At 60.3% G+C, this 23,212-nt stretch carries 24 protein-coding genes; 14 read left to right on the top strand and 10 right to left on the bottom strand.

The genetic code is table 11. The annotated features are described in order from the left end of the window. Positions 1-50 precede the first annotated feature (50 nt). Positions 51-434, top strand: a complete 384-nt coding sequence (locus ACA057_RS27480; protein ID WP_497343895.1) for a MerR family transcriptional regulator — start codon at positions 51-53, stop codon at positions 432-434. A 261-nt stretch (positions 435-695) separates the two neighbouring features. Here ACA057_RS27480 and ACA057_RS27475 read toward each other — a convergent pair whose 3' ends face one another. After that, positions 696-1,625 (bottom strand): LysR substrate-binding domain-containing protein, encoded by a 930-nt coding sequence (locus tag ACA057_RS27475; RefSeq protein ID WP_497343893.1) that lies wholly within the window; start codon positions 1,623-1,625, stop codon positions 696-698. A gap of 227 nt (positions 1,626-1,852) precedes the next feature. Between ACA057_RS27475 and ACA057_RS27470 the strand changes: the two genes are divergently transcribed. The 5 genes from ACA057_RS27470 to ACA057_RS27450 all read left to right on the top strand — a co-directional run bounded on the left by ACA057_RS27470 (position 1,853) and on the right by ACA057_RS27450 (position 7,769). Beyond that, entirely contained in the window at positions 1,853-3,346 is a 1,494-nt protein-coding gene (locus tag ACA057_RS27470; protein ID WP_497343891.1) for an aldehyde dehydrogenase, read from the top strand. Between the two features lie 31 nt (positions 3,347-3,377). After that, on the top strand, positions 3,378-4,748 hold the full coding sequence (locus ACA057_RS27465; RefSeq protein ID WP_497343889.1) for an aspartate aminotransferase family protein: 1,371 nt from the start codon (positions 3,378-3,380) through the stop codon (positions 4,746-4,748). 394 nt (positions 4,749-5,142) lie between these two features. Further along, positions 5,143-6,132 carry an ABC transporter substrate-binding protein gene (locus tag ACA057_RS27460; protein WP_497343887.1) on the top strand — a complete coding sequence of 330 codons (990 nt, stop codon included), beginning with the start codon at positions 5,143-5,145 and terminating at the stop codon, positions 6,130-6,132. Positions 6,133-6,141: 9 nt separating this feature from the next. Continuing rightward, positions 6,142-6,945 carry an ABC transporter permease gene (locus ACA057_RS27455; RefSeq protein ID WP_008149230.1) on the top strand — a complete coding sequence of 268 codons (804 nt, stop codon included), beginning with the start codon at positions 6,142-6,144 and terminating at the stop codon, positions 6,943-6,945. After that, positions 6,933-7,769, top strand: coding sequence for an ABC transporter ATP-binding protein (locus tag ACA057_RS27450; RefSeq protein ID WP_497343885.1), 837 nt, complete (start codon positions 6,933-6,935; stop codon positions 7,767-7,769). Before ACA057_RS27455 ends, ACA057_RS27450 begins: the two co-directional genes overlap by 13 nt. A 144-nt stretch (positions 7,770-7,913) precedes the next feature. On the opposite strand, the gene ACA057_RS27445 is transcribed toward ACA057_RS27450, so the two are convergent. The 4 genes from ACA057_RS27445 to ACA057_RS27430 form a co-directional block, all read right to left on the bottom strand. After that, positions 7,914-8,750 carry an IS3 family transposase gene (locus ACA057_RS27445; RefSeq protein ID WP_497342245.1) on the bottom strand — a complete coding sequence of 279 codons (837 nt, stop codon included), beginning with the start codon at positions 8,748-8,750 and terminating at the stop codon, positions 7,914-7,916. Then, entirely contained in the window at positions 8,747-9,049 is a 303-nt protein-coding gene (locus tag ACA057_RS27440) for a transposase (RefSeq protein ID WP_497342247.1), read from the bottom strand. The genes ACA057_RS27445 and ACA057_RS27440 overlap by 4 nt, the downstream gene beginning before the upstream one ends. A gap of 105 nt (positions 9,050-9,154) precedes the next feature. After that, positions 9,155-10,234 carry an endonuclease/exonuclease/phosphatase family protein gene (locus ACA057_RS27435; RefSeq protein WP_497343883.1) on the bottom strand — a complete coding sequence of 360 codons (1,080 nt, stop codon included), beginning with the start codon at positions 10,232-10,234 and terminating at the stop codon, positions 9,155-9,157. 66 nt (positions 10,235-10,300) lie between these two features. Continuing rightward, positions 10,301-10,975, bottom strand: coding sequence for a YciC family protein (locus ACA057_RS27430; protein WP_497343881.1), 675 nt, complete (start codon positions 10,973-10,975; stop codon positions 10,301-10,303). 178 nt (positions 10,976-11,153) lie between these two features. Between ACA057_RS27430 and ACA057_RS27425 the strand changes: the two genes are divergently transcribed. The 3 genes from ACA057_RS27425 to ACA057_RS27415 all read left to right on the top strand — a co-directional run bounded on the left by ACA057_RS27425 (position 11,154) and on the right by ACA057_RS27415 (position 13,239). Further along, a complete protein-coding gene (locus ACA057_RS27425) occupies positions 11,154-11,912 on the top strand; it encodes a DUF2076 domain-containing protein (protein WP_497343879.1) in 759 nt (252 codons plus the stop codon). A gap of 213 nt (positions 11,913-12,125) precedes the next feature. Then, entirely contained in the window at positions 12,126-12,605 is a 480-nt protein-coding gene (locus ACA057_RS27420; RefSeq protein WP_059402065.1) for a LabA-like NYN domain-containing protein, read from the top strand. A 22-nt stretch (positions 12,606-12,627) separates the two neighbouring features. After that, positions 12,628-13,239 (top strand): 3'-5' exonuclease, encoded by a 612-nt coding sequence (locus ACA057_RS27415; protein WP_059402064.1) that lies wholly within the window; start codon positions 12,628-12,630, stop codon positions 13,237-13,239. 121 nt (positions 13,240-13,360) lie between these two features. Here ACA057_RS27415 and ACA057_RS27410 read toward each other — a convergent pair whose 3' ends face one another. Next, complete coding sequence (locus ACA057_RS27410; RefSeq protein WP_497343876.1) at positions 13,361-13,816, bottom strand: Lrp/AsnC family transcriptional regulator; 456 nt, start codon at positions 13,814-13,816, stop codon at positions 13,361-13,363. 163 nt (positions 13,817-13,979) lie between these two features. Here ACA057_RS27410 and yedA point away from each other — a divergent pair, with 163 nt between their 5' ends. Together yedA and rhlE1 are read left to right on the top strand one after the other, a co-directional pair. Next, positions 13,980-14,906, top strand: a complete 927-nt coding sequence (gene yedA, locus ACA057_RS27405) for a drug/metabolite exporter YedA (protein WP_497343874.1) — start codon at positions 13,980-13,982, stop codon at positions 14,904-14,906. 78 nt (positions 14,907-14,984) lie between these two features. Then, positions 14,985-16,319 (top strand): RNA helicase RhlE1, encoded by a 1,335-nt coding sequence (rhlE1, locus tag ACA057_RS27400; protein WP_497343872.1) that lies wholly within the window; start codon positions 14,985-14,987, stop codon positions 16,317-16,319. Positions 16,320-16,436: 117 nt separating this feature from the next. On the opposite strand, the gene ACA057_RS27395 is transcribed toward rhlE1, so the two are convergent. Both ACA057_RS27395 and ACA057_RS27390 read right to left on the bottom strand, forming a co-directional pair. Further along, the gene (locus ACA057_RS27395) at positions 16,437-17,678 is read right to left on the bottom strand and encodes a TIGR03862 family flavoprotein (RefSeq protein WP_497343870.1); all 1,242 of its coding nucleotides are present in this window, start codon (positions 17,676-17,678) and stop codon (positions 16,437-16,439) included. A gap of 280 nt (positions 17,679-17,958) precedes the next feature. Next, entirely contained in the window at positions 17,959-18,879 is a 921-nt protein-coding gene (locus tag ACA057_RS27390; protein WP_497343868.1) for a histone deacetylase family protein, read from the bottom strand. A gap of 74 nt (positions 18,880-18,953) precedes the next feature. Between ACA057_RS27390 and ACA057_RS27385 the strand changes: the two genes are divergently transcribed. From ACA057_RS27385 to ACA057_RS27375, 3 genes are all read left to right on the top strand, one after another. Next, positions 18,954-19,523: a GNAT family N-acetyltransferase gene (locus ACA057_RS27385; protein WP_497343866.1), complete on the top strand. Its 570-nt coding sequence runs from the start codon at positions 18,954-18,956 to the stop codon at positions 19,521-19,523. 103 nt (positions 19,524-19,626) lie between these two features. After that, positions 19,627-20,496, top strand: coding sequence for an acyl-CoA thioesterase II (tesB, locus tag ACA057_RS27380; RefSeq protein ID WP_497343864.1), 870 nt, complete (start codon positions 19,627-19,629; stop codon positions 20,494-20,496). Continuing rightward, positions 20,493-21,086: an HAD family hydrolase gene (locus tag ACA057_RS27375; RefSeq protein ID WP_497343862.1), complete on the top strand. Its 594-nt coding sequence runs from the start codon at positions 20,493-20,495 to the stop codon at positions 21,084-21,086. The genes tesB and ACA057_RS27375 overlap by 4 nt, the downstream gene beginning before the upstream one ends. A 121-nt stretch (positions 21,087-21,207) precedes the next feature. Here ACA057_RS27375 and ACA057_RS27370 read toward each other — a convergent pair whose 3' ends face one another. Further along, complete coding sequence (locus ACA057_RS27370; protein WP_497343860.1) at positions 21,208-22,167, bottom strand: alpha/beta hydrolase; 960 nt, start codon at positions 22,165-22,167, stop codon at positions 21,208-21,210. Next, entirely contained in the window at positions 22,167-23,060 is an 894-nt protein-coding gene (gene ypfJ / locus ACA057_RS27365) for a KPN_02809 family neutral zinc metallopeptidase (protein ID WP_401357668.1), read from the bottom strand. The genes ACA057_RS27370 and ypfJ overlap by 1 nt, the downstream gene beginning before the upstream one ends. Positions 23,061-23,212: the final 152 nt, after the last annotated feature.

Genomic DNA, 23,212 nt, shown 5'->3' with positions numbered 1-23,212 from the left:
TGCCGCCGCGCGAGCGCGCGCCCCTTTCCTGGCTTAAAAAGGACTTTTTCATGTACATCGGCAAAGCAGCCCAGTTGTCGGGCACGACGATCAAAAGCATCCGCCACTATGAAGACATTGGCTTGTTGCCGCCACCCCAGCGCGAAGGCAAATACCGGGTCTATAGCCAGCAGAGCGTTGAACTGCTGACGTTCATCAAATGCGCCCAGCAACTGGGTTTCAAGCTCAAGGAAATGCAGGCGATCCTCCAGGATCACCGTGGCCAGGAGCTGCCATGGGACCTGGCGAACCAGGCGATCGCCGACAAGAAAGTGGAACTCATGACCCAGATCGAAGGGTTGCAGAAGGTTTACGCCGGGCTCGAGGAGTTTGAAACCAGCCTGAAAGACGCCCAGTACCAATGCCAGTTCGAACACTTTGCCAAATCCGCTTGAGCGAACTTGCTGCATGGCCTGATGAAACGCGGTGCGCTGTCCGGGTACGCCGTTTCAGCGCTTAGCTCAAGGCTCCCTCGCGCTCTGGATGTTCGCCTTGATCTGCCCGCGGCTCAGGCACGATTGCCGCAAAGAACCAGGGAGAGATCAAGGTCACGAGCAAGATGGTCATGACGCCACTGGCTCGCGTTGGGCGTTTACGATGACGCGTGCTGTCTGGAAATCAACGCTGCCTTCAAGTCTTTCGTGAGCGGCTCGCGCCTACAGGGTTGGGTGTGATTTTTGGGATTTGGCGGTGAGTTGCTCTCGACAATAATCGGCAAACAACTGCGCCGGTTTGGTCAGTTGCCCACGCTTGAGCCACGCCGCCACCAGCCCTGAGCCGGTGACGTCTTCGACGATGTCCACGCACACCACTTTCTGGCCGTCATAGGTGCATTCCGAATGCGGCCTCGTGACCAGGATCGAGAAGCCGAACCCTTGCCCGACCATCCCTCGTACCATTTCGATCGACGGTGAGCTGAAGGCGATGTTCGGCGTCAGCTGCAACTCTTCGAACAGGCTGACGAAGTAGGTCCGGCTCGGTTGCACGTCCAGCAGAATCATCGGCTCCAGGCACAGATCGCGCAGCGACACTTGCTTGAGCTGAGCGAAGCGATGATCCGCCGGCAGCAACGCATAAGGCCGTTGCGCCGGCATCAGCGGTTCGGTCTGGATGGTGGCGTCGAGGTCGTGTTCATACAGGATGGCGAAGTCGAAGGTGCCTGACGTCAGGCCTTGCACCAGCTCTTGCTGCTCGCCGTCGCGGATGCGGATTTTCACCCCCGGATACAGCGCCGAGAAGCCGGCAATCAATTGCGGCAGGTACAACGGTGCGACGGTTTCGAAGCAGCCGATATCGATTTGCCCGGCGACCACGTCGTTGTCGGCCAGGGCGTTCTGTTCGAACTCCTTGGCCATGCGCAGCAGTTCCTGGGCCTTGCGGTAGAAGCGCGCGCCGCTGGGAGTCAAGGACACGCCCTGGGCGTGATGGCGGATCAGCAGTTGCACGCCGAAGCTGTCTTCCAGGCCTTTGATCGCCGTGGATATCGCGGGTTGGGCGATGTACAGCTTGCGCGAGGCCTCGGCGACGCTGCCGCACTCGACGGTGGTGATGAAGTACTTCAATTGACGCAGGTTGTAGGCAGCCACGGCAAACCTCGGGGTGGATGATGTCGACATCCAAGCAAATTGCGAGCCGCCCGCATCCGTTCTGACGACGGTGTTTTTATGCCTGAACAATAGCCCTTATGCGGTTCGACTGGGGAAATTGGCTGCCCAGTTTTTTCATCGTCTGCGAAGACATTTTTACTATTTTTCCTCGACACAGGCCTGGGCCAACATCCAAAACACAAGAAAAGCCCCTGGAGCATCTGAACGTGTTCGAGCTTGCATACTGGCAAAACAAGGCCGCTGCACTGCAGTTTCCCGATCAAGCCGTGATCGATGGCAAACGCTGTTCGGCGCAGTCGGGGCAAACCTTTGCCGCGATCAACCCCGCCACCGGCCAATGCCTGGCGAATGTCGCAGCATGCGGCGCGGAAGACGTGGACGCGGCGGTGCGTAATGCGCGGCAGGTGTTCGAGGCCGGCAGATGGTCGGCGCGCTCGCCCGGTGAGCGCAAGCACGTGCTGCTGCGCCTGGCCGATCTGATCATGGCCCATCGCGAAGAGCTGGCGTTGCTCGATTCGCTGAACATGGGCAAGCCGGTGATGGATGCCTACAACATCGATGTGCCGGGCGCCGCCGGGGTGTTTCGCTGGTACGCCGAAAGCCTCGACAAACTCTACGACCAGATCGCCCCCAGTGCGCAGAACGTGCTGGCGACCATCACCCGCGAAGCGCTCGGTGTGGTGGCGGCGGTGGTGCCGTGGAATTTCCCGCTGGACATGGCTGCATGGAAGCTCGGTCCAGCACTGGCGGCGGGTAATTCGGTGATCCTCAAACCGGCCGAGCAGTCACCGTTTTCCGCCCTGCGCCTGGCTGAGCTGGCGCTGGAAGCCGGCTTGCCGGCAGGTGTGCTCAACGTGCTGCCGGGGCTCGGCGAGCAGACCGGCAAAGCCCTTGGTTTGCACCCGGATGTCGATTGCCTGGTGTTTACCGGCTCTACCGAAGTCGGCAAATATTTCATGCAGTACTCGGCGCAATCGAACTTGAAGCAGGTGTGGCTGGAGTGCGGTGGCAAGAGTGCGAACCTGGTGTTCGCCGACTGTCAGGACCTTGAGCTGGCCGCAGAAAAAGCCGCGTTCGGAATTTTCTTCAATCAGGGTGAAGTCTGCTCGGCCAACTCGCGGTTGCTGGTGCAGCGTTCGATCCATGATGAGTTCGTCGAACGCCTCAAGGCGCAGGCCGAACGTTGGCAGCCGGGCGATCCATTGGACCCGTCGAGCCGCGCCGGGGCCATCGTCGACAGCCGCCAGACCGCCCACATCATGAAGTTCATCCAGCAGGCCGAACGCCAAGGCGCGACGAAGGTGTGCGGCGGCCGGCAGTCGATTTTCAATGGTTCCGATAACTTCATTCAGCCAACGATGTTCACTCACGTCAGCCCGGCCATGCCGCTGTTTCGCGACGAGGTCTTCGGACCAGTGCTGGCGGTCACCGCGTTCGATGACGAGGCACACGCTTTGCAACTGGCCAACGACAGCGTCTACGGTTTGGCCGCCTCGCTGTGGACCGACGACCTCAATCGTGCCCACCGCGTAGCGCGGCAATTGCGCGCGGGTACGGTGTCGGTCAACAGCGTCGATGCGCTCGACGTGACCGTGCCGTTCGGTGGCGGCAAACAGTCCGGTTTCGGCCGTGACTTGTCGCTGCATTCATTCGATAAATACACCCAGTTGAAGACCACCTGGTTTCAGCTGCGCTCATAACAGCCGCTAAAAACAAAACGGAGAACTGGCGATGACCACACCACGTGAAACCCGCGACTACCAGGCCGCCGATGCTGCGCACCACATCCATGCGTTCGTCGATCAAAAGGCGCTCAACGAAGAAGGGCCTCGGGTGATGGTCCGGGGCGAGCGCCTGCACCTGTGGGACAACGATGGTCGGCGTTACCTCGACGGCATGTCCGGGTTGTGGTGCACCAACCTCGGTTATGGCCGCAAGGATTTGGCTGCTGCGGCGACTCAACAATTGGAGCAGTTGCCGTACTACAACATGTTTTTCCACACCACCCACCCGCAGGTGATCGAGCTCTCGGAGTTGTTGTTCAGCCTGTTGCCCGGCCACTACAGCCACGCGATCTACACCAACTCCGGCTCCGAAGCCAACGAGGTATTGATCCGCACCGTGCGGCGTTACTGGCAGGTGCTTGGCAAGCCCGAGAAGAAAGTCATGATCGGTCGCTGGAACGGCTACCACGGCTCGACCCTGGCGGCGACAGCGCTCGGTGGCATGAAGTTCATGCACGAAATGGGCGGCATGCTGCCCGACATTGAACACATCGACGAGCCGTACTTCTTTGCGCACGAGGGCAACCTGACGCCGGCTGAATTCGGCCTGCGGGCGGCGCAGCAACTGGAAGCGAAGATTCTCGAACTCGGCGCCGACAAGGTTGCCGGATTCATCGCCGAACCGTTCCAGGGCGCCGGCGGAATGATCTTCCCACCAGAAAGTTACTGGCCGGAAATTCAGCGAATCTGCCGCAAGTACGACGTGCTGTTATGCGCCGACGAAGTGATCGGTGGCTTCGGTCGCACCGGCGAATGGTTCGCCCACGAGCACTTCGGTTTCGAGCCGGACACCTTGTCGATCGCCAAGGGTTTGACCTCGGGCTACATCCCCATGGGCGGGTTGATCCTGTCGAAGAAAATGGCCCAGGTGCTGGTGGAGCAGGGCGGGGTATTTGCCCACGGCCTGACCTATTCCGGGCACCCGGTGGCGGCGGCGGTGGCGATTGCCAACCTCAAGGCCTTGCGCGATGAAGGGGTGGTGACGCGGGTCAAGGATGACATCGGGCCGTACCTGCAACAGTGCCTGCGCGAGGTGTTCGGCACTCACCCGTTGGTGGGCGATATTCAGGGGGTCGGGATGGTGGCGGCGTTGCAGTTGGCCGAGGACAAAAGCACTCGCAAGCGCTTTGCCAATGAGAACGATATCGCTTGGCGATGCCGCACGATTGGTTTCGAGGAAGGGGTGATTATTCGCTCGACGCTGGGGCGGATGATCATGGCGCCGGCGTTGATTGCCAGTCGTGAAGAGGTTGATGAGCTGGTTGGCAAAACCCTGAAAGCTGTTGATCGTACTGCGCAGGAATACGGTCGGCTCTGACATTGCCAGAAGGTCCTGCGGACCTTATCGCGGGCAAGCTCGCTCCCACAGGTTATGTGTCGTGCCGGAATTCTGAGGCCAACACGAATCCTGTGGGAGCGGGCTTGCCCGCGATAGCTATTACCGATTTAACACACCTCTCACCTTTTGCACCCACCTCGGGCATCCCCGCCCACAGCGCCCTTTTACGGCGCACGCTACCCAGTTTTTTCATCTCTCCCATCGACATATTTCCTAATTTTCCTATTCCCCGCCGTGGGCCAACATCGACCTCGCCAGTCAGCCAAACGCTGACCACCGAAAGGTCCTTCAGAGACCACCGGTTGCTACTGCTCCAAGGCCACTGGCCGTACTGCCCATGACAAAACTAAATCAACAGCTTTGGGAGTGCTCCATGATCGAGTCCTTGCTCACCCGCTTCGCTCATCCACTGGCGGTCACCGCCATCGCCGCGACGGTCGCCACCAGCGCCCAGGCCGGCACCCTGTCCATCGGTCACACCACGTGGGTCGGCTACGGCACCCTCTACCTCGCCCAGGACCTGGGCTACTTCAAGGAAAACGGTTTGACCGTCGAGTTGCCGGTGGTCGAAGAGGCCTCGATGTACATGGCCGCTCAGGCGTCAGGCGAATTGTCGGGCTCGGCGTCGACCATCGACGAAGTGCTCAAGTACCGCCCGCAATTCTGCTTCAAAGCGGTGGCCGCACTGGATGACAGCCATGGAGGCGACGGTGTTCTGGTCGGCAAGGACGTCAAGAGTCTGCAGGAGCTGAAGGGCAAAGCCGTGGCGGTGAACGAAGGGTCGACCTCGCAGTTCTGGCTGTCTTATTTGCTGAAAAAACACGGCATGACAATGAGCGACATCACCGTGCAGAACATGACGGCTGACGACGCTGCTACTGCGTTCATCGCCGGTCGCGTGCCGGCCGCCGTCACCTGGGAACCGCATCTGTCGATGGTGCGCAGCAAGCAGCAAGGCAAGGTGTTGATCGACAGCAGCAGCACGCCGGGAGTGATCGTCGACGTGGTGGTGCTCAACTGCACGGTCATCGAAAAACAGCCAGAAGACGTCAAGGCATTGGTGGCGGGTTTGTATAAAGCCGTCCAGTACACCAAGGACCACCCGGAGGAAGCCTACAAAATCATGGCCAAAGGCGTCGGCGGCTACCTGGCCGATCCGAAGGAACTGGCCGCCGCCGCGCAAGGCGTGCGCTTTTACGATCAGGCCATGAGCGAGAAACTCCTCGGCTCGCCAGGCAAGCCGGGCGACAGCGAACCGCTGATCAAACTGGCCAACGAGACCGCCAGTGAATTGCAGGGCAAACCCTACAACGTCAGCAATGACGACCTGATCGACAACCGCTTCGTCAGCCCGACGCTCTAGGAGGTCCGCATGTTCAAGCGCAATTCATGGCTGAGCCGCTGCATCACGCCCAAGACCGGTTTGCCGGTGTCGGTGATCTGGAGTGCAAGCGGGCTGGCCTGGGTCTTGTTGGTCGGCCTGTGGGCCGGGTTGTCCTATGGCGGCGTGGTGCCGGGCATGTTTCTGCCGACACCGGGCGCGGTGGTCGAGGCCGCCGTGCGCCTGAGCCGCGATGGCACGCTCGGCCTGCATGTGTGGGCCAGCCTCGAAGTGGTGATGGTCGGCTTCATCGTGTCGTCGCTGGTGGCGGTGCCGCTGGGGTTGTTGATGGGCAGCTTTCGCATCGTCCAGGCGTTCCTCGAACCGATGGTCAATTTCATCCGTTACCTGCCGGTGACCTCGTTCGTGCCGCTGTTCATTCTGTGGATCGGCATCGGTCTCGAACAACGGGTTTCAGTGATCATCTTCGGGGTGTTTTTCCAGCAACTAGTGATGATCGCGGACGTGTCCAAGGGCATCTCCAAAGACTTGATCAACGCCTCTTACACCTTGGGCTCGAACCGGCGCGATGCGGTGCTGCATGTGATCGCTCCGGCGTCGTTGCCGGGTGTGCTCGACACCTTGCGCGTGACCATGGGCTGGGCCTGGACGTACCTGGTGGTTGCCGAACTGGTCGCGGCTTCCAGCGGCCTGGGTTACTTGAGCCTCAAAGCCATGCGCGGCTTTCAAGTGGATGTGATTTTCCTGGCAATCGCGATCATCGGCCTGCTGGGCCTGGTCACCGATCAACTGTTCCGTTTCCTTCGTTTGAGGATCGCCGCATGGGCTCAGTAACCGCCGTCAACCCTCGTTTCGTCACGCCCCAGGCGGCCCCGGTGCAAGCTGCGCCACGGCTGCAAGTGGACAAGGTCAGCCTGCGCTATCAGAAACCTGACGGCGGCATGTTCACGGCGCTGGAACAGGTGTCGTTTGAAGTGCCGGATCAGCAATTCGCGGTGTTGGTCGGGCCGTCGGGCTGCGGCAAGTCGAGTTTGCTGTACCTCACTGCCGGTCTGAATGAGCCCACCGAAGGCGAGATTTATGTGGGTGGTCAGCAAGTGCAAGGGCCGGGCGCGGATCGCGGCATGGTGTTCCAGAGCTATACGCTGTTCCCGTGGCTGACCGTGCGCCAGAACGTCGAGTTTGGTCTGAAGCGTCGTGGCATGGCGGCGGCCCAGCGCAAGGAAATCGTCGATTACTATGTCAATGAAGTTGGCCTGACCGGGTTCGCCGACAACTACGCCAAGCAGTTGTCCGGCGGCATGATGCAGCGCGTGGCGATTGCTCGGGCGCTGGCCAATGACCCGCAAATCCTGCTGATGGACGAACCCTTCGGCGCGCTCGACAGCCAGACGCGTTTGCAAATGCAGCAGCTGTTGTTGCGGGTCTGGGGCAACAGCAAGAAGACCGTGCTGTTCGTCACCCACGACATCGACGAGGCGATTCTGTTGGGCGATCGGGTCTACGTGATGGGCGCGCGACCTGGGCGAATCAAGCAGATTCTCGACGTGCCGATCGAACGCCCACGGACCCTGGACATGGTCATGGAGCGCTCATTCATCGAGATGAAGCGCAAGATCTTAGGGCTGTTGCATGACGAACTGGAGGAGGCGCATTAAGCCGATTTCCCGTCATGCCCAAATCCCTTGTGGGAGCGAGCCTGCTCGCGATTGCGATTGATCATTCAACAATGATGTCGACTGACACTACGCCATCGCGAGCAGGCTGAACTGGTCAAGTAATCTTGGACACCGATTAAGGTTTCACGCCGCCAACTTCTCCCTGGCGACTGGTGACCGATAGTCGTTGTAGCTATGCGGCCTGGTGATGTTGTAGCGCGATACATAGCGCTGCACATCCGCTCGGGCCTCATGTTCCGATCCGTAGCCTGCTTCTGGCACCCACTCTGATTTCAAACTTCCAAAGAAACGCTCCATCGGAGCGTTGTCCCAGCATTCGCCTTTACGGCTCATGCTCTGCCGGAGTCCATGTTCCAGCAGTTCATTTCTGAATTTATGGCTGGTGTACTGGCAACCCTGGTCGGAGTGAAACAGTACGTCTTTTGGGCGACCGCGTAGTTCAATCGCCATCCGCAGGGCTTCGCAGGTCAGCGTGGCATCGGAGATCATCGAAAATGACCAGCCCACGATCCGGCGAGCGAACAAGTCCAGAACTGCCGCGAAATACAGCCAGCGCTTGCCGACTTTGATGTACGTCACGTCCCCACACCACACCTGATTGACCGCCGTAACATCAAACTTGCGTTTGAGCATATGCGGTGCCACCAAAGCTTCCACGCCGGGTGACTTGTACTTATGGCGCCGGCGTTGACGGCTGACAATGCCTGCTTCTCGCATCAGGCTGCGAGCCATGAATCGCCCGACATCATACCCGCCGGCTTGCAGCTGTTTAGCCAAGGTACGAGCACCCGCAGACTCTCTCGACGCCCTGTGGTGTTTGAGCAGCATGGCCTTGAGCCTCTCTCGCTTAGGACTCACTTTGCCTTGGCGCTGACGCCATGCGTAAAAGCTACTGCGGTTTATTCCGAAGACACGACAGCAATCGTTAACGCCGTACTGCTCGCCCAGCTCACAGATCAACGAGAGTGATCTTTGGCGTCCAAAAGCAGGAGAGCACTGGCCTTTTTTAGGATTTCGATATCCCGGTCTCTTTGCCTGAGCAAGGCTTTAAGTTCCTGGATCTCTCGCTGATCCGCGGTAATCGCCTTGGCTCCCACCGGAGTCGAACCCAAGCGTTCCTTACGAACCTGATCGACCCAGCGGCGCAAGGCCGTAGGGCCAATATCCAAACTGGTGCAGACCTCGGGAACGGACTGCCCCTCGTCCAGCACCATGCTGGCAGCCTTGAGTTTGAACTCATTGGAATAAGATTTACGCATATCCAAACACCTCAGATTTGGGCGCCATCATAGCGCCCGATTGAGGTGTCCAAAATCATTAGGCCAGTTCAGGCTCGCTCCCACAGGTTTTGCGTCGCGCCGGGGTTAGGGGGCGGCAGGCAAGAGGAACCGTGCAATCACCGGCAAATGATCGGAGATCCGCAAGGTATCGTCCTGCCTCACCATCGCTTCCACCCGTTTGATCCGCGTGCTGTAGAACAGGTAATCGACGGTCCGGTCCGGTCCGTTCAACCCCGGGTCGTTCGGGTAATGGGTCAGCCAGCGCGCACGGTCGATGCCGCTGGCTTCATTGTTGGTGGGGATCATCGGGTACTTGTCCCACAGCACATGCAGCGCGCTGTCGGCGGAGTAGGGCGTGCGTTGCTCGGCCGGCAGGCGTTGATATTGGCCCAGCGGCAACAGGTTGAAGTCACCCCCAATCAGCCACGGCGTGCCACGGCTTTCGTACTTGTCGAGGACTTTGGCCACGGCAGTCACCTGTGCTTGCAGCGTTTCGTCAGGCTGGATCACCCGGTCCAGATGAGTGTTGAGCACCGCGATCTGCCCGCCGTCACTCAGGGGCAGGTACGTGACTAACAAGGCGTTTTTCGGTTTGAACTGGCGGCTGATCAGATTGGCCGGGGCGACGGGCAATTGCAGGCGTTCGGCGTGTTCGATCCGGTAGCGGCTCAGCGTTGCCAGTTGCCGGCCGACGCTGCCGAAGATGTGCGGTTGCGGCACGAAGTCGGCTTTCCAGTCGAAGGCGTGAGCGCTGCACGGATAAAGGTCGGCGAGCCGTTCTTCAAGCAGTTTGATCTGGTTCTGGTAATCGCTGGCCTTGGCGCCGTCATCGAGTTCTTGCAGCAGGACGATGTCCGGTTGCTCATCGCGAATCACCCGCGCCACTTCATCGAGGCTGAACGCCATGTCTTCAGGGGTGGGCTTTTCGTCGCTGCCGGCGGCCAGGTCATTCCAGAACACGTAGCGCTTGCCCGCCAGGTACTGAACGTTCCACGTCATCACTTTCAACGCCTGGCCGGGCACCAGGGTGGGCGCCTGGGCGCTGCAATTGACGGGCAGCACCTCCTTGGCTTCGGGGCGCCAGGTCAGGCTGTAGATCAGCGACATCAACACGCCGATGACAATCAGCAGGCCCAGCAGGGTGTAGCGCAGTAGACGGGTCATGGCTCGGCTTATAGCGTTACAAAAGATGGCCCCGAGCATAACCGAGACCTGCGCCGAAGCCCACGGTCAGAGCTGCCCGTCGATTTTCTCGGGGGCGTCGCCGATCAGCATGAACAGGCGGAACAGCACCACGCTGACGAACAGTTGCAGGAAGCTGTGAGCGCTGTCGATCAGCAACGAAATCACCGGGTTCTGCGGCTCGGGGTACATCGCCAGGGTGGCGCCCTTGAGCACCCACAACGGGCCCATGACACACAGGATGCACACCAGAATGCGCAGGAAATGGCCGCGGGTCAGGCGCAGGCTTTCCTTCATCGCCGCCAGCGGGGCCATGCCGCGCAGCACCAGCAAATACTCGCCAAACGCCAGGGTCACCATCAGCCAGATGCCCGGCAGGAAATACAGCGACAGGCCGATCAGGATCAACAACGTATTGAGCGCCGTCAGCACGGCAAAACGCGGCCACAGGTAGGCGGACCTCGACAGCAGGTCGCGATTGCGCGGCGATTCGCCACGGCTGCGGGCGTCGAGAAACAGGATCAGCGCGGCGGTGTACAGCGGGTAAACCAACAAGCCGACCATCACGCTGATGCCGGGAAAACTGTCGGGCTCCGTGGAGTGGTCGACCACTTGTTGCAACAGCGCCTCCAGAATCACCAGCGGCAGGCACAGCTGGACGATCTGGCCCAGATTGCGCTTGAAGAAATACAGAGAGTCACGCAGTACATCGAACGAATTCATCAGTCGGTATCGCAGGTGGGAAGCAGTGGCTCACTTTAACCGATCAAGTGCCGGGAGGCGCAAACGTAAACGTTCGGTAAAGATCATTGAAACATCCTGTTTCAGCCTCCATTACGAAGGAGCACCTTATCCACAGTGGATGAGGGCGCCGATATTCCCGGCAATCTACGAGGTCGCCATGAACAGCGAAGAACAAACCCTGATCGATGGACTGTTTTCCCGGCTGCAACAGGCCGAAACGGACTCAGCCCCGCGCGACGCCCAGGCTGAGGCGCGGATCAAGGAACACCTGACTCGCCAGCCTGCGGCGGGCTATTTCATGACCCAGGCGATTCTGGTGCAAGAGGCCGCCATCAAGAGCCTCGACCAACAGAACAAGCAACTCACCCAGCAAGTCCAGCAATTGCAGGCCGAACTGCAATCGGCCAAAGCCCAGACCACCGCGCCGGCACCCAGCACCGGTGGCTTTTTGTCGAGCATCTTCGGTGGCGGTTCCCGCGATCCGCAGCCAGCGCCTACGCAAAGCGCACCGGCATCGAACGGTGGCGGCTGGCGTGAACCGGCGCGGCCGTCATTCAATTCGCAGCCGCCACAACAGAACTTTGGCGCAGCCCCGCCTCAGCAGAATTACGGCCAGCAACAGCCTGCTGCCGGCAGTGGATTCCTCGGTGGTGCGCTGAAAACCGCCGCCGGTGTGGCGGGTGGCGTGATGCTGGCGCAAGGCATCAGCAGCCTGTTCCATCACAATCAGCAGCCGGAAGTGGTTGAAGTGATCAAGGAAGAGCCGGCTCAGGTCAACGATCAGAGCGGTGACAACGGCTCGGTCGATGAACAGCGTGTGGCTGACAACTCCAGTGATCAGGGCGGCTTTACCGACGCCGACTACAGCGATGACAGCTCATCGTTCTTCGGCGGCGACGACGATTCCTTCGTCTGATTCACTGTGGCGAGGGAGCTTGCTCCCGCTGGACTGCGTAGCAGGCCCCTGAGGTTCTAGAGCAAGGGGGCGCTTCGCACCCCAGCGGGAGCAAGCTCCCTCGCCACACGGCCGATTATTCGCGGAACAATCCTTCAGGCTGGCATACTGGGCAACTTTTCGGGCCTGGTGCCTGATCCTGCCCGCGCTGCGGCGCGCCAACGAGGATGACCGGTGAAAAAAATCGCAGTGTTCGCCGATGTCCAGAACCTCTATTACACCGTGCGTCAGGCCTATGGTTGCCATTTCAACTATGCCGCGTTGTGGGCTGACATCAGCAAACAGGGCGAGATCGTCGAGGCCTATGCCTACGCGATCGATCGCGGTGACAGCAAACAGCAGCAGTTCCAGCAGATCCTGCGCAACCTCGGTTTCGTCGTGAAGCTCAAGCCCTACATCCAGCGCAGCGATGGCTCGGCCAAGGGCGATTGGGACGTGGGCATCACCCTCGACATCATGGACGCCGCCGATCATGTCGACGAAGTGGTGCTGGCCTCCGGCGACGGTGATTTCGACATGCTGCTGGAGCGCATCATCGCCAAGCACGGGGTTCAGGCCGTGGCTTACGGCGTACCGGGCCTGACCGCCAACTCGCTGATCCGCGCCGCCAGCCGCTACGTGCCGATCGAAGGCGCGTTGCTGCTCAAGAATTGATTTTTACGGAGTTGAAACAGGTTTGGAACGCATAGCAGTCATCGACTTTGAAACCACCGGGATCTCCCCGAGCAGCAGCTGCCGTGCCACGGAAATTGCCGTGGTGATCCTTGAACAGGGGCGCATCGTCGAGCGTTACCAAAGCCTGATGAACGCCGGCGTGCGCGTGCCAGGCTTCATCGAACAACTCACCGGCATCAGCAACGCCATGCTGCGCACCGCGCCATCGGCTGAGCAGGTGATGAACGAGGTCAACGAGTTCGTCGGCATCACACCACTGCTGGCCCACAACGCTGCGTTCGACCAGAAGTTCTGGGATTTCGAACTGGGGCGCATCAAGCGCACGCGTTTGCAGAACTTTGCCTGCTCGCTGCTACTGGCCCGCCGCCTGATGCCCGCCGCGCCGAACCACAAACTCGGCACCCTCACCACGTTCGCCAACCTGCCGCACACCGGTAAAGCTCACCGGGCGATGGCGGATGCGGAAATGGCGGCAAACCTGACGGCGCACCTGGCCCAGGAACTGCGGCAGAAGCATGGGTTGCGGGAGTTGTCGCATGATCTGTTGGTCAGCTTGCAGAAAGTGCCGGCGGCGAAGATCAATGAGCATCTCAAGCGGCATCGCGGTTTCTAAGAACACCGCAAATCCCCTGTGGGAGCGAGCCTGCTCGCGATAGCGGTCTGACAGTCGGCATCAATGTTGACTGACACTCCGAGATCGCGAGCAGGCTCGCTCCCACAAGGACTGCGCTGTTTCAGACTTTGCCATTGCTTTCCAATTGCCCCAACGGCACGCGTTTCTCTATCGCGCTCGACAGCACAATCGACGTCTTGCTGAACCCGAACTTGGCAATCCGGTTAATCAACTCTTCCAGCTCCGGCATCGAGCCCACCGCCGCTTGCATGATCACGCACGGATCGCCCGTCACCCGGTGACACTCGGTCAACTGTGGGATTTTGATCAGGTCGTCGTAGGCCTTCTGGTTGCCGTGTTGGTTCAGGCGCAGTTCGATCACACACTGGATCGGCAACCCTAGCTTGGCCATGTCGACTTTCGCCTGGTAACCGGTGATCACCCCACAGGCCTCGAGTTTGGCCACGCGTTCGGCCACGGCCGGGGCGGACAGGTTCACTTTGCGCGCCAGGTCGGCGTAGGACGCACGACCGTTTTCCAGTAAGGCGCTTAGGAGCATGCGGTCGTATTTGTCCATCGTGGTATTCCTGAAAAATGACTGACTTTCGAAAGCACGGTTTATGCCGCAAATCTCCGTGTTTTGAAAAGTGTACCGGCGCTATAAACAGGTTTTGTAACTTATTTTACGCCGCTGGCCTTTCTAGAATAGCTGTTCACTTGTCCTGCCTACGAGCTGCCCCATGCCTGGCTTACGTCGTTTTTCCTTACCGTTGATCGCCGCTTTTTTCGCGCTGTACGTGATTTGGGGCTCGACTTACCTGGTGATTCGCATCGGTGTGGAGTCCTGGCCGCCGTTGCTGCTCGCCGGTATCCGCTTCGTGATCGCCGGGACGTTGATGTACGGCTTCCTGCGCTGGCGCGGGGCGCCGGCACCGACCTGGGCGCAGTGGAAAGCGGCGGGGATCATCGGGATTTTGCTGCTGGCCTGCGGTAATGGCGGGGTGAGCGTGGCTGAACACATGGGCGTGGCCTCCGGTGTGGCGGCGCTGGCGGTGGCGACGGTGCCGTTGTTTACCTTGCTCTGCGGATATTTCTGGGGCGCGCGTAATACCCGTCTCGAATGGGCCGGCATTGCGCTCGGGCTGATTGGCATCGGCATGCTCAACCTTGGCTCCAACCTGCAATCGAGTCCGTTGGGCGCGTTGTTGCTGGTGTTTGCGGCGGCGTCCTGGGCCTTTGGTTCGGTGTGGAGCAAGCACTTGCCATTGCCGCAAGGCGCGATGGCCAGTGCCGTGGAAATGCTGGTGGGCGGCGTGGCCCTGTTGATAGGCAGTGCGCTGAGCGGTGAGCACCTGGAGAGCATGCCGCCGATTGAAGGCTGGGCAGCCTTGGCTTATCTGACCTTTTTTGGTTCGATCATCGCCTTCAACGCTTATATGTACCTGCTGAAAAACGTGCGTCCAGCGGCTGCGACCAGTTATGCCTACGTCAACCCGGCCGTGGCGGTGTTGCTGGGAATCGTGTTTGTCGGCGAGACCATCGGGATCGAAGAAGCGCTGGCCATGCTGGTGATCATCAGTGCCGTGGTGCTGATCGGCTTGCCGCAGTGGCGCCGGGCTCCGGAACGGCCTGCTGCAGTGGTGCCGACAGAATCGAGTGTGAATTAGGGTAAACTGCGCGCCATTGCATCTTGTTTTGCACACTTGTTTTGAAAAACCCGCGCTGAATTTTCCTACGGTAATCCCATGACTTTCGCCTCCCTTGGCCTGATCGAACCCTTGCTGCGCTCTCTCGAGAAGCTCGGCTACCAGACCCCGACGCCGGTTCAGGCGCAAGCCATTCCGGCGGTGCTGGCCGGTCGCGACCTGATGGCCGCGGCCCAGACCGGCACCGGCAAGACCGCCGGTTTCGCGCTGCCGCTGCTGCAATTGTTGGCCATGGAAGGACCGAAAGTGGCGTCCAACTCGGTACGCGCGCTGATCCTGGTGCCGACTCGTGAGTTGGCCGAACAGGTTCATGAAGCCGTGCGCCAGTACGCCGAGAACCTGCCGTTGAGCACTTATGCGGTGTACGGCGGCGTCAGCATCAACCCGCAAATGATGAAGCTGCGCAAAGGTGTCGACGTGCTGGTGGCGACGCCGGGTCGGTTGCTCGACCTGTATCGCCAGAAGGCCCTCAAGTTCAATCAGCTGCAAACCCTGATCCTCGACGAAGCCGATCGCATGCTCGATCTGGGTTTCTCCGAGGAGTTGGGGAACATTTACCGCGTGCTGCCCAAGCAACGTCAGACGCTGTTGTTCTCCGCGACCTTCTCCGACGCGATCCGCTTGCTGGCCGGACAAATGCTCAACGATCCGCTGAGTATTGAAGTCAGCCCGCGCAACGTGGCTGCCAGCACCGTCAAGCAATGGGTCGTGGTGGTGGACAAGAAGCGCAAACCCGAGCTGTTCGTTCACTTGATGCGCAAGGGCAAGTGGAAGCAAGTGCTGGTGTTCGCCAAGACCCGCAACGGCGTGGACGCGCTGGTGGAAAAACTCCAGGGCCTGGGCATCAACGCCGACGGTATCCACGGCGACAAACCGCAGGCGACGCGTCAGCGCGCGCTCGACCGTTTCAAACTCAGTGAAGTGCAGATACTGGTCGCCACTGACGTCGCGGCCCGTGGTCTGGATATCGAAGACTTGCCGTTGGTGGTCAACTTCGACCTGCCGATCGTGGCGGAAGACTACATCCACCGTATCGGTCGAACCGGCCGTGCGGGTGCAAGCGGGCAGGCCATTTCGCTGGTGTGCGCCGATGAAGTGAATTTGCTGTCAGCCATCGAGACGTTGACCCGTCAGACGTTGCCTCGCCAGATGGAACATGATTTCGAACCTGAGCACCGCGTGCCGGATACCGATGCCAGCGGTCAGGTGGTCAAGAAACCGAAAAAGCCGAAGAAGCCAAAGACCTCCGGTGGCGGTAAGCGCAACCTGGGTAAGTGGGTTGAGAGCGGTGATAATTCGGCGCCGGAACCTTCGATCAAGCCTGTGCGAAAAGTACCGGTGTTCAATACCGGGCCGCGCAAGAAGAAGCCTTGATGAGCTGCGTCGCCTGTTAAGCCGCCTTCGCGAGCAAGCCCGCTCCCACACTGAATCTTCATACGGCTCAGATCAAATGTGGGAGCGGGCTTGCTCGCGAAGGGCGCACCTCTGTATTCAACCTTTACGCTGCAACCACTCCACCATCCCCAACCCCGCCGCGCGCCCACTGGCGAAACACGCGGTCAGCAGATAGCCGCCCGTCGGCGCTTCCCAATCGAGCATCTCCCCCGCGCAGAACACACCAGGCAATGGCTTGAGCATCAAGCGTTCATCCATCGCCTCGAACATCACGCCTCCGGCGCTGCTGATGGCTTCGTCCAATGGGCGGGTTTTCACCAGTGTCAGTGGTAATGCCTTGATCGCTTTGGCCAGCAACGCCGTATCGGCGAAGGTGCCGGCCGGCGTGAGCTCTCGCAGCAATGCCGCTTTGACGCCATCAATACCCAGCTGACTGTGCAGGTGTTTGGCCATTGATCGTGAACCGCGCGGTTTGCTCAACGCCGCTTGTACTTTATCCACAGGCTTGCCCGGCAACAGGTCGAGATGAATCGTCGCCGCGCCGTGCAGGTTGATGGCCTCGCGGATCGGTGCCGACAGGGCGTAGATCAAACTGCCCTCGATCCCTGTCGTGGTAATCACACATTCGCCGAGTCGTGGGACGTCGTCATTGAGGCCAATGGCGATGTTTTTCAGCGGCGCACCGGCGAATTTGCTGACCATCAATTCGCTCCAGGCCTGCACCTCGAAGCCGCAATTACTCGGTTGCAACGGCGCCAGTCCTACGCCGCGCTGTTCCAGTGGCAGCCTCCAGGCGCCGTCCGAACCGAGGCGCGACCAACTGCCGCCGCCAAGGGCCAACAGGGTTGCATCGGGCGTTAAGGTTTTCTCGCCCTCTGGGCTTGCTACTTTCAAACTGCCATCGGCATTCCAGCCCAGCCAACGGTGGCGGGTGTGGATAACGACGCCGGCATCGCGCAGGCGTTTAAGCCAGGCGCGTAACAGCGGTGCGGCTTTCATGTCCGTGGGGAAAACCCGGCCGGAGCTGCCGACAAAGGTTTCAATGCCCAGGTCATGAATCCATTGGCACAACGCTTCGGCACCGAAGCCCCGCAGCAGCGGTGCAATGTGCGGGGCGCGTTCGGCGTAGCGGGAGAGAAACGCCGGGTAGGCTTCGGAATGGGTGATGTTCATGCCGCCGACACCGGCCAGGAGGAATTTTCGTCCCACTGACGGCATGCCATCGTACAGGTCGACCTTGATCCCGGCCTGGCTCAGCACTTCAGCCGCCATCAGACCGGCGGGGCCGCCGCCGATGATGGCGACGTGAGGGGAGAGGGAAGTGCTGGGCTGAGTCATGATGAGAGCTGCGGTGTGGCGGAATAGCCGCGCATTCTAGCAGTACACGATAGCTGTGGGAGCGGGCTTGCCCGCGATAGCTTACTGTCAGCCAACAACGATGTTGAATGTGCTGCCCTCATCGCAGGCAAGCCCGCTCCCACAGGGATTGGTGATGGACTTGTAGGCTGATCAAAAAACAACCACCGCTCTGTAGCCTATACCGCTCATGGGCTGTAGGCGCTTTCACTCAGGTTATCCACAGGCGGTTCCACAGGCATTGTGGGTAAAGACTCACAGATCAATGACAACCTGATGACTGCCAGACCCGCTGGGCGCTGTGATGCAGGATGCCATGGCGGCGGGCGAGGGCCTTGCGGTCCTTGCTGTAGCCGCCGCCGATCACCCCGACCACCGGAATGTCGCGGCCCAGGCAATGACGCATCACGCTTTCATCACGTGCAGCGACGCCTTCGTCTGTCAGCTTCAGGTAACCGAGGGCGTCATCTTTATGCACATCAACGCCGGCGTCATACAACACCAGGTCCGGCTGGTAGAGCGGCAGCAAATAGTTGAGCGCATCGTCCACGACCTTCAAGTAATCGACGTCGCCCATGCCCATCGGTAGCGGAATGTCCCAGTCACTTTCGGCTTTGCGTGCCGGAAAATTCTTCTCGCAATGCAGGGAAACGGTTATCGCCTCCGGGGTGTTGTGCAGGATCCGTGCAGTCCCATCGCCCTGATGCACATCGCAATCGAAGATCAGCACCCGATTCACACGACCACTTTCCAGCAGGAAATGGCTGATCACCGCCAGGTCGTTGAAGATGCAGAACCCGGCAGGATGGTCGTAATGCGCGTGATGGGTGCCGCCCGCCAAGTGACAGGCCAAGCCATGTTCCAGCGCCTGCTCCGCCGCCAGCAACGAGCCGCCGACCGCCCGCACCGTACGCCGGGCCAGGGCTTCGCTCCACGGCAGGCCGAGGCGCCGCTGGTCTTCGCGGGACAACTCGCCACCCATGTAGCGTTCGATATACGCAGGGTCATGAGCGAGGGCGAGAATCTCTGGCGGGCACAGCTCCGGGCGCAGCAGATCGGCGTCGAGGGTCAGCCCGCTGTCCACCAGGTGATCACGCAGCAGGCGAAATTTGTCCATGGGGAAGCGGTGTTCCGCCGGGAACTCGGGGCTGTAGTCTTCGTGGTAGATCAACGGCAGGGGCATGATGAAATCGTGTAGGAGTGAGTGAACGATCCTACCAGCGATGTAGACTTGCGGCATGGAATTGGAGGGGCACGATGGAGCCGATACTGGAACTCGAGAGCGCGCGACTGCTGTTGCGGCAGTGGCGCGATGAGGATTTGCCGGCGTTTGCGGCGATGTGTGCCGATCCACAGGTGATGCGCTATTTCCCGGCACCCTTGAGTCGTCTGGAAAGTGCATCGCTGATCGGGCGGGTTCGGGGGCATTTTGCCGAGCACGGCTTCGGCTTCTGGGCGCTGGAGCGCAAGGACACCGGCGCATTTATCGGTTTTACCGGGCTGGCTGTGGTCGGTTTCGACGCGCCCTTCACCCCGGCCACCGAAATCGGTTGGCGCCTGGCCCGCGAGCACTGGGGCCTGGGTTACGCCAGTGAAGCGGCGTGGACCGCTCTGCGCTGCGGGTTTGACCGGTTGGCGCTGAAGGAGGTCGTGTCATTTACGACCGACGCCAACACGCCTTCGCAGAAAGTCATGCAGGCGATCGGCATGCAGCATGATTCAGCCGATGATTTCGATCACCCGACACTCGCCGCCGATCATCCCCTGCGTCACCATGTGCTGTACCGGATTTCCCGTGAACAATGGCTGCAAACCTTGCATGGATAAGCGGGCACGGACGTTTACAATGGCCGAAAGGGCCCTGGCCAGAAACTGAATCGACCGCCGCAGCCAAGACTGCGCGGCATTGCGTTGTGTGAGGAGACTCTGAATGAGCCAAGTGTTGGATGATCTGGTTGACCTGCTGACCCTGGAACCGATCGAAGAAAACCTGTTCCGTGGCCGCAGTCAGGACCTGGGTTTTCGTCAGTTGTTCGGCGGTCAGGTGATTGGTCAGTCCCTGTCGGCGGCCAGTCAGACGGTCGAAGAAACGCGCCACGTGCACTCGATGCACGGTTATTTCCTGCGTCCGGGCGATTCCGCGTTGCCTGTGGTGTATCAGGTTGATCGGGTGCGCGACGGTGGCAGCTTCAGCACGCGTCGGGTGACGGCGATACAGAAAGGCAATCCGATTTTCACCTGCAGCGCCTCGTTCCAGTACGACGAAGAAGGCTTCCAGCACCAGGCCGAGATGCCGATTGTGGTCGGCCCGGAAAACCTGCCGTCGGAACTGGAACTCACCCAGCAGCGTGCGCACCTGATTCCGGAGCACATGCGCGAAAAATTTCTGTGTCCGAAACCTATCGAATTCCGACCGATTACCGAGAAAGATCCCTACAACCCGCAACCCTCCGATCCGATCAAGTACGTCTGGTTTCGCGCCGACGGTGCTTTGGCCGACTCTCCTGCGCTGCATAAATATTTGCTGGCCTACGCCTCGGACTTCGGTCTGCTGACCACGTCGATGCAGCCCCACGGCAAATCGGTCTGGCAGAAAGATATGCAGGTCGCGAGCCTCGATCACGCGCTGTGGTTCCACGCCGATCTGCGCGCCGATGACTGGTTGCTCTACGCGATGGACAGCCCGTGGGCGGGTAACTCTCGCGGCTTCACCCGTGGCAGCGTGTTCAATCGCGCCGGGCAACTGGTGGCCTCGGTCACTCAGGAAGGCCTGATTCGCCATCGCAAGGATTGGGCATGAGCCTGGCCGAGGTGCGGCACTGGGTGTTCGACATGGACGGCACCCTGACGGTGGCAGTGCATGACTTCGCGGCGATTCGCGTGGCGTTGGCGATCCCGGCCGAAGACGACATCCTGACCCACCTCGCCGCACTGCCGGCTGAAGAGGCGGCGGTCAAACACGCGTGGTTGCTGGAGCACGAACGAGACCTGGCGCTGGGCTCGAAGCCGGCGCCGGGTGCGGTGGAACTGGTGCGTGAATTGGCTGGGCGCGGTTATCGCCTCGGCATCCTGACGCGCAATGCTCGCGAATTGGCGCATGTGACGCTGGAGGCGATCGGTCTGGCCGACTGCTTCGCGGTGGAGGATGTGCTGGGTCGCGATGAAGCGCCGCCAAAACCTCATCCGGGTGGTCTGCTGAAATTGGCCCAGGCCTGGCAGGTGCCGGCGAGCGAGATGGTGATGGTCGGTGATTACCGCTTTGATCTGGATTGCGGTCGGGCGGCGGGCACGCGGACGGTGTTGGTGAACCTGCCGGATAATCCGTGGCCTGAGTTGACGGATTGGCATGCGCAGGATTGTGTTGAGCTGAGGCGGATGCTGTTGGCTTGAGGGCCCCATCGCGGGCAAGCCCGCTCCCACAAGGTTCTATGTTGAACACAATACTTTGCCCAACACAAAATCTGTGGGAGCGGGCTTGCCCGCGATGGCGTCAGATCAGGCGCCACCAAACCTACTGACCGAACAACGCTTTCTGCCCCTCCGGCGAATTAAACATCCCATCCCCATCATGCCCGACCCCGGGCACTTCGATCAGTTGCTGACTCAGCCCTTGAGAATGCAGCCGCTTCAGATAAGCAAAATAATTGCGCCCGCGCGCCAATCGATTCGCTCCCTGGGCTTTGGCCTCGCAGCTTTTATCCAGCGCCGGATGATTCGGGTCGATGTCCTGCTGCCCGAGTAGATAAACGATGTCACGCGTGGCGTAGTTTTCCTGCAACTGCGCAGGCGTTTGTCCCTCGGCGTAGGCGGGCAGGTCCGCCAGCCCGTACTTCCAGCGATTGAAGCCTGGGCAACCGGCGTGGTTGAACGCCACCGGCCGGCGCTCATCGAAGTACGCATAAGAAGACGGGTTGGCGATCACGTATCGCACCTGAATTCCGGCCGCCTTGAGTTCTGGTTGAGCGTGACCCAGCAACGCATAGCGCTGCACCACCTGAGCCCCACCCGAGTGACCGGCGATGACAATGTGCTTCACGTCCGGAAACTGTCGGCGATCGCCAATTCGGGCGATGATTTCGTCGAGTGCCGCGTAGGAACTCAGAGGGAACGGCGCGGTGGATAAACCACCGGCCATCCAGTCATTGCCCTGCCAGCGCAATACGCTGTCAGCCACGGGATGGGTCGCAACGTCGGTTTCATTGAGAAATTGCGGGGCGATCACCAGCGTGTTCGCAGTTTGTCCCGCCTGGTCGGCCGCACGCTCGGCACTCTGGCGGTAGGTTTCGGCATTGCGTAATCGACCATGGATGATGATCAGTACGCGTTCGATTTTGCTCGGCGCCGGGCCGATGCCCACCGCGATCTCACCTTCTTTCAACAGCAGCCGGCCTGGGCTGAGTTCTTTAACGCCGTGTTCGGCAGCCTGGGCGCTTGCGCAGGTAAACAGTAAAGCCAACAGCCACTTATTCATTAAAGGTTTTTCGCTGCAAAGGTGTCGCACTGGCCAACCTGGCCTTGGGCGAATCCGGTTTTAAACCAGCGCACCCGTTGCGCTGACGTACCATGGGTAAACGAGTCCGGCACCACGCGACCCTGACCTTGTTGCTGCAAACGGTCGTCGCCGATGGCGTTGGCGGCGTTCAAGGCTTCTTCGATATCACCCGGTTCCAGCCAGTTCAGACGCTTCTGCGCATTGTTCGCCCAGACCCCGGCCAGGCAATCGGCCTGCAGTTCCTGACGCACCAGCAATCCGCCATCGCCTTCCATCTGCCGGCCTTGTTGGCGAGCCGTCTGAATTTTCGCTGATACGCCGAGCAAGGTCTGAACGTGATGTCCGACTTCGTGAGCGATCACGTAGGCCTGAGCGAAGTCACCGGCGGCCGCAAAGCGCTGAGACATCTCCTGGAAGAAACTCGTGTCCAGATAAACCTTCTGGTCTGCCGGGCAATAGAACGGACCGGTGGCCGAACTGGCCAGACCGCACGCCGAGTTGACGCGGCCACTGAACAGCACCAGGGTCGGTTCCTTATATTGACGACCGGCCTGCTGGAAAATCTGGCCCCAGGTGTCTTCCGTATCGCCAAGGATCGAGCGCACGAATTCGGCGCCTTCATCATTGGCCGGTGGCGCCTTGCGGGTTTGGCTGGTGGTCGGTGCCGATTGCTCGCTCATCTGACCGGTGAGTTGCCCGAGGATTTGCATCGGGTCCTGGCCGGTGAGCCAGCCGATCCCGACGATCAAAATGATCGCCGTCAGGCTCAGGCCCTTGCCACCACCGAAGCGCATCCCGCCGCCGCCACCGCCGACATCATCGCCACGGGCATCGACCACGTTGTCGCTGCGTCGGCCTTTTTTCCATAGCATGTGGGAATCCTCTGATTGTCCGTGGGGATGAGTGTTGTTGCTGAGTGGGAGCGGCGCCAGTCCGGTCGTCCATCTTTTGCTGCGCACAGGCGTTTTCCCGGCAACCTGGGCTGGGTTGCCGGGAACATCCAGACTCGTATTGAACACGGACT

The sequence above is a fragment of the Pseudomonas sp. LBUM1661 genome (assembly GCF_059695925.1).
Note: the sequence above shows the minus strand (reverse complement) of the source record. Positions and strands in the feature narration are given on the sequence as shown.

Excerpts from the sequence above, each read along its gene's own strand:
- ACA057_RS27385 (WP_497343866.1), top strand. The coding sequence starts at position 18,954 with ATGGAGCCGATACTGGAACTCGAGAGCGCGCGACTGCTGTTGCGGCAG.
- ACA057_RS27450 (WP_497343885.1), top strand. The coding sequence starts at position 6,933 with ATGGGCTCAGTAACCGCCGTCAACCCTCGTTTCGTCACGCCCCAGGCG.
- ACA057_RS27480 (WP_497343895.1), top strand. The coding sequence starts at position 51 with ATGTACATCGGCAAAGCAGCCCAGTTGTCGGGCACGACGATCAAAAGC.
- ypfJ (WP_401357668.1), bottom strand. The coding sequence starts at position 23,060 with ATGCTATGGAAAAAAGGCCGACGCAGCGACAACGTGGTCGATGCCCGT.
- yedA (WP_497343874.1), top strand. The coding sequence starts at position 13,980 with ATGCCTGGCTTACGTCGTTTTTCCTTACCGTTGATCGCCGCTTTTTTC.
- tesB (WP_497343864.1), top strand. The coding sequence starts at position 19,627 with ATGAGCCAAGTGTTGGATGATCTGGTTGACCTGCTGACCCTGGAACCG.
- ACA057_RS27395 (WP_497343870.1), bottom strand. The coding sequence starts at position 17,678 with ATGACTCAGCCCAGCACTTCCCTCTCCCCTCACGTCGCCATCATCGGC.
- ACA057_RS27410 (WP_497343876.1), bottom strand. The coding sequence starts at position 13,816 with ATGGACAAATACGACCGCATGCTCCTAAGCGCCTTACTGGAAAACGGT.
- ACA057_RS27465 (WP_497343889.1), top strand. The coding sequence starts at position 3,378 with ATGACCACACCACGTGAAACCCGCGACTACCAGGCCGCCGATGCTGCG.
- ACA057_RS27390 (WP_497343868.1), bottom strand. The coding sequence starts at position 18,879 with ATGCCCCTGCCGTTGATCTACCACGAAGACTACAGCCCCGAGTTCCCG.
- ACA057_RS27435 (WP_497343883.1), bottom strand. The coding sequence starts at position 10,234 with ATGACCCGTCTACTGCGCTACACCCTGCTGGGCCTGCTGATTGTCATC.
- ACA057_RS27460 (WP_497343887.1), top strand. The coding sequence starts at position 5,143 with ATGATCGAGTCCTTGCTCACCCGCTTCGCTCATCCACTGGCGGTCACC.
- ACA057_RS27425 (WP_497343879.1), top strand. The coding sequence starts at position 11,154 with ATGAACAGCGAAGAACAAACCCTGATCGATGGACTGTTTTCCCGGCTG.
- ACA057_RS27440 (WP_497342247.1), bottom strand. The coding sequence starts at position 9,049 with ATGCGTAAATCTTATTCCAATGAGTTCAAACTCAAGGCTGCCAGCATG.
- ACA057_RS27430 (WP_497343881.1), bottom strand. The coding sequence starts at position 10,975 with ATGAATTCGTTCGATGTACTGCGTGACTCTCTGTATTTCTTCAAGCGC.
- rhlE1 (WP_497343872.1), top strand. The coding sequence starts at position 14,985 with ATGACTTTCGCCTCCCTTGGCCTGATCGAACCCTTGCTGCGCTCTCTC.
- ACA057_RS27375 (WP_497343862.1), top strand. The coding sequence starts at position 20,493 with ATGAGCCTGGCCGAGGTGCGGCACTGGGTGTTCGACATGGACGGCACC.
- ACA057_RS27370 (WP_497343860.1), bottom strand. The coding sequence starts at position 22,167 with ATGAATAAGTGGCTGTTGGCTTTACTGTTTACCTGCGCAAGCGCCCAG.
- ACA057_RS27455 (WP_008149230.1), top strand. The coding sequence starts at position 6,142 with ATGTTCAAGCGCAATTCATGGCTGAGCCGCTGCATCACGCCCAAGACC.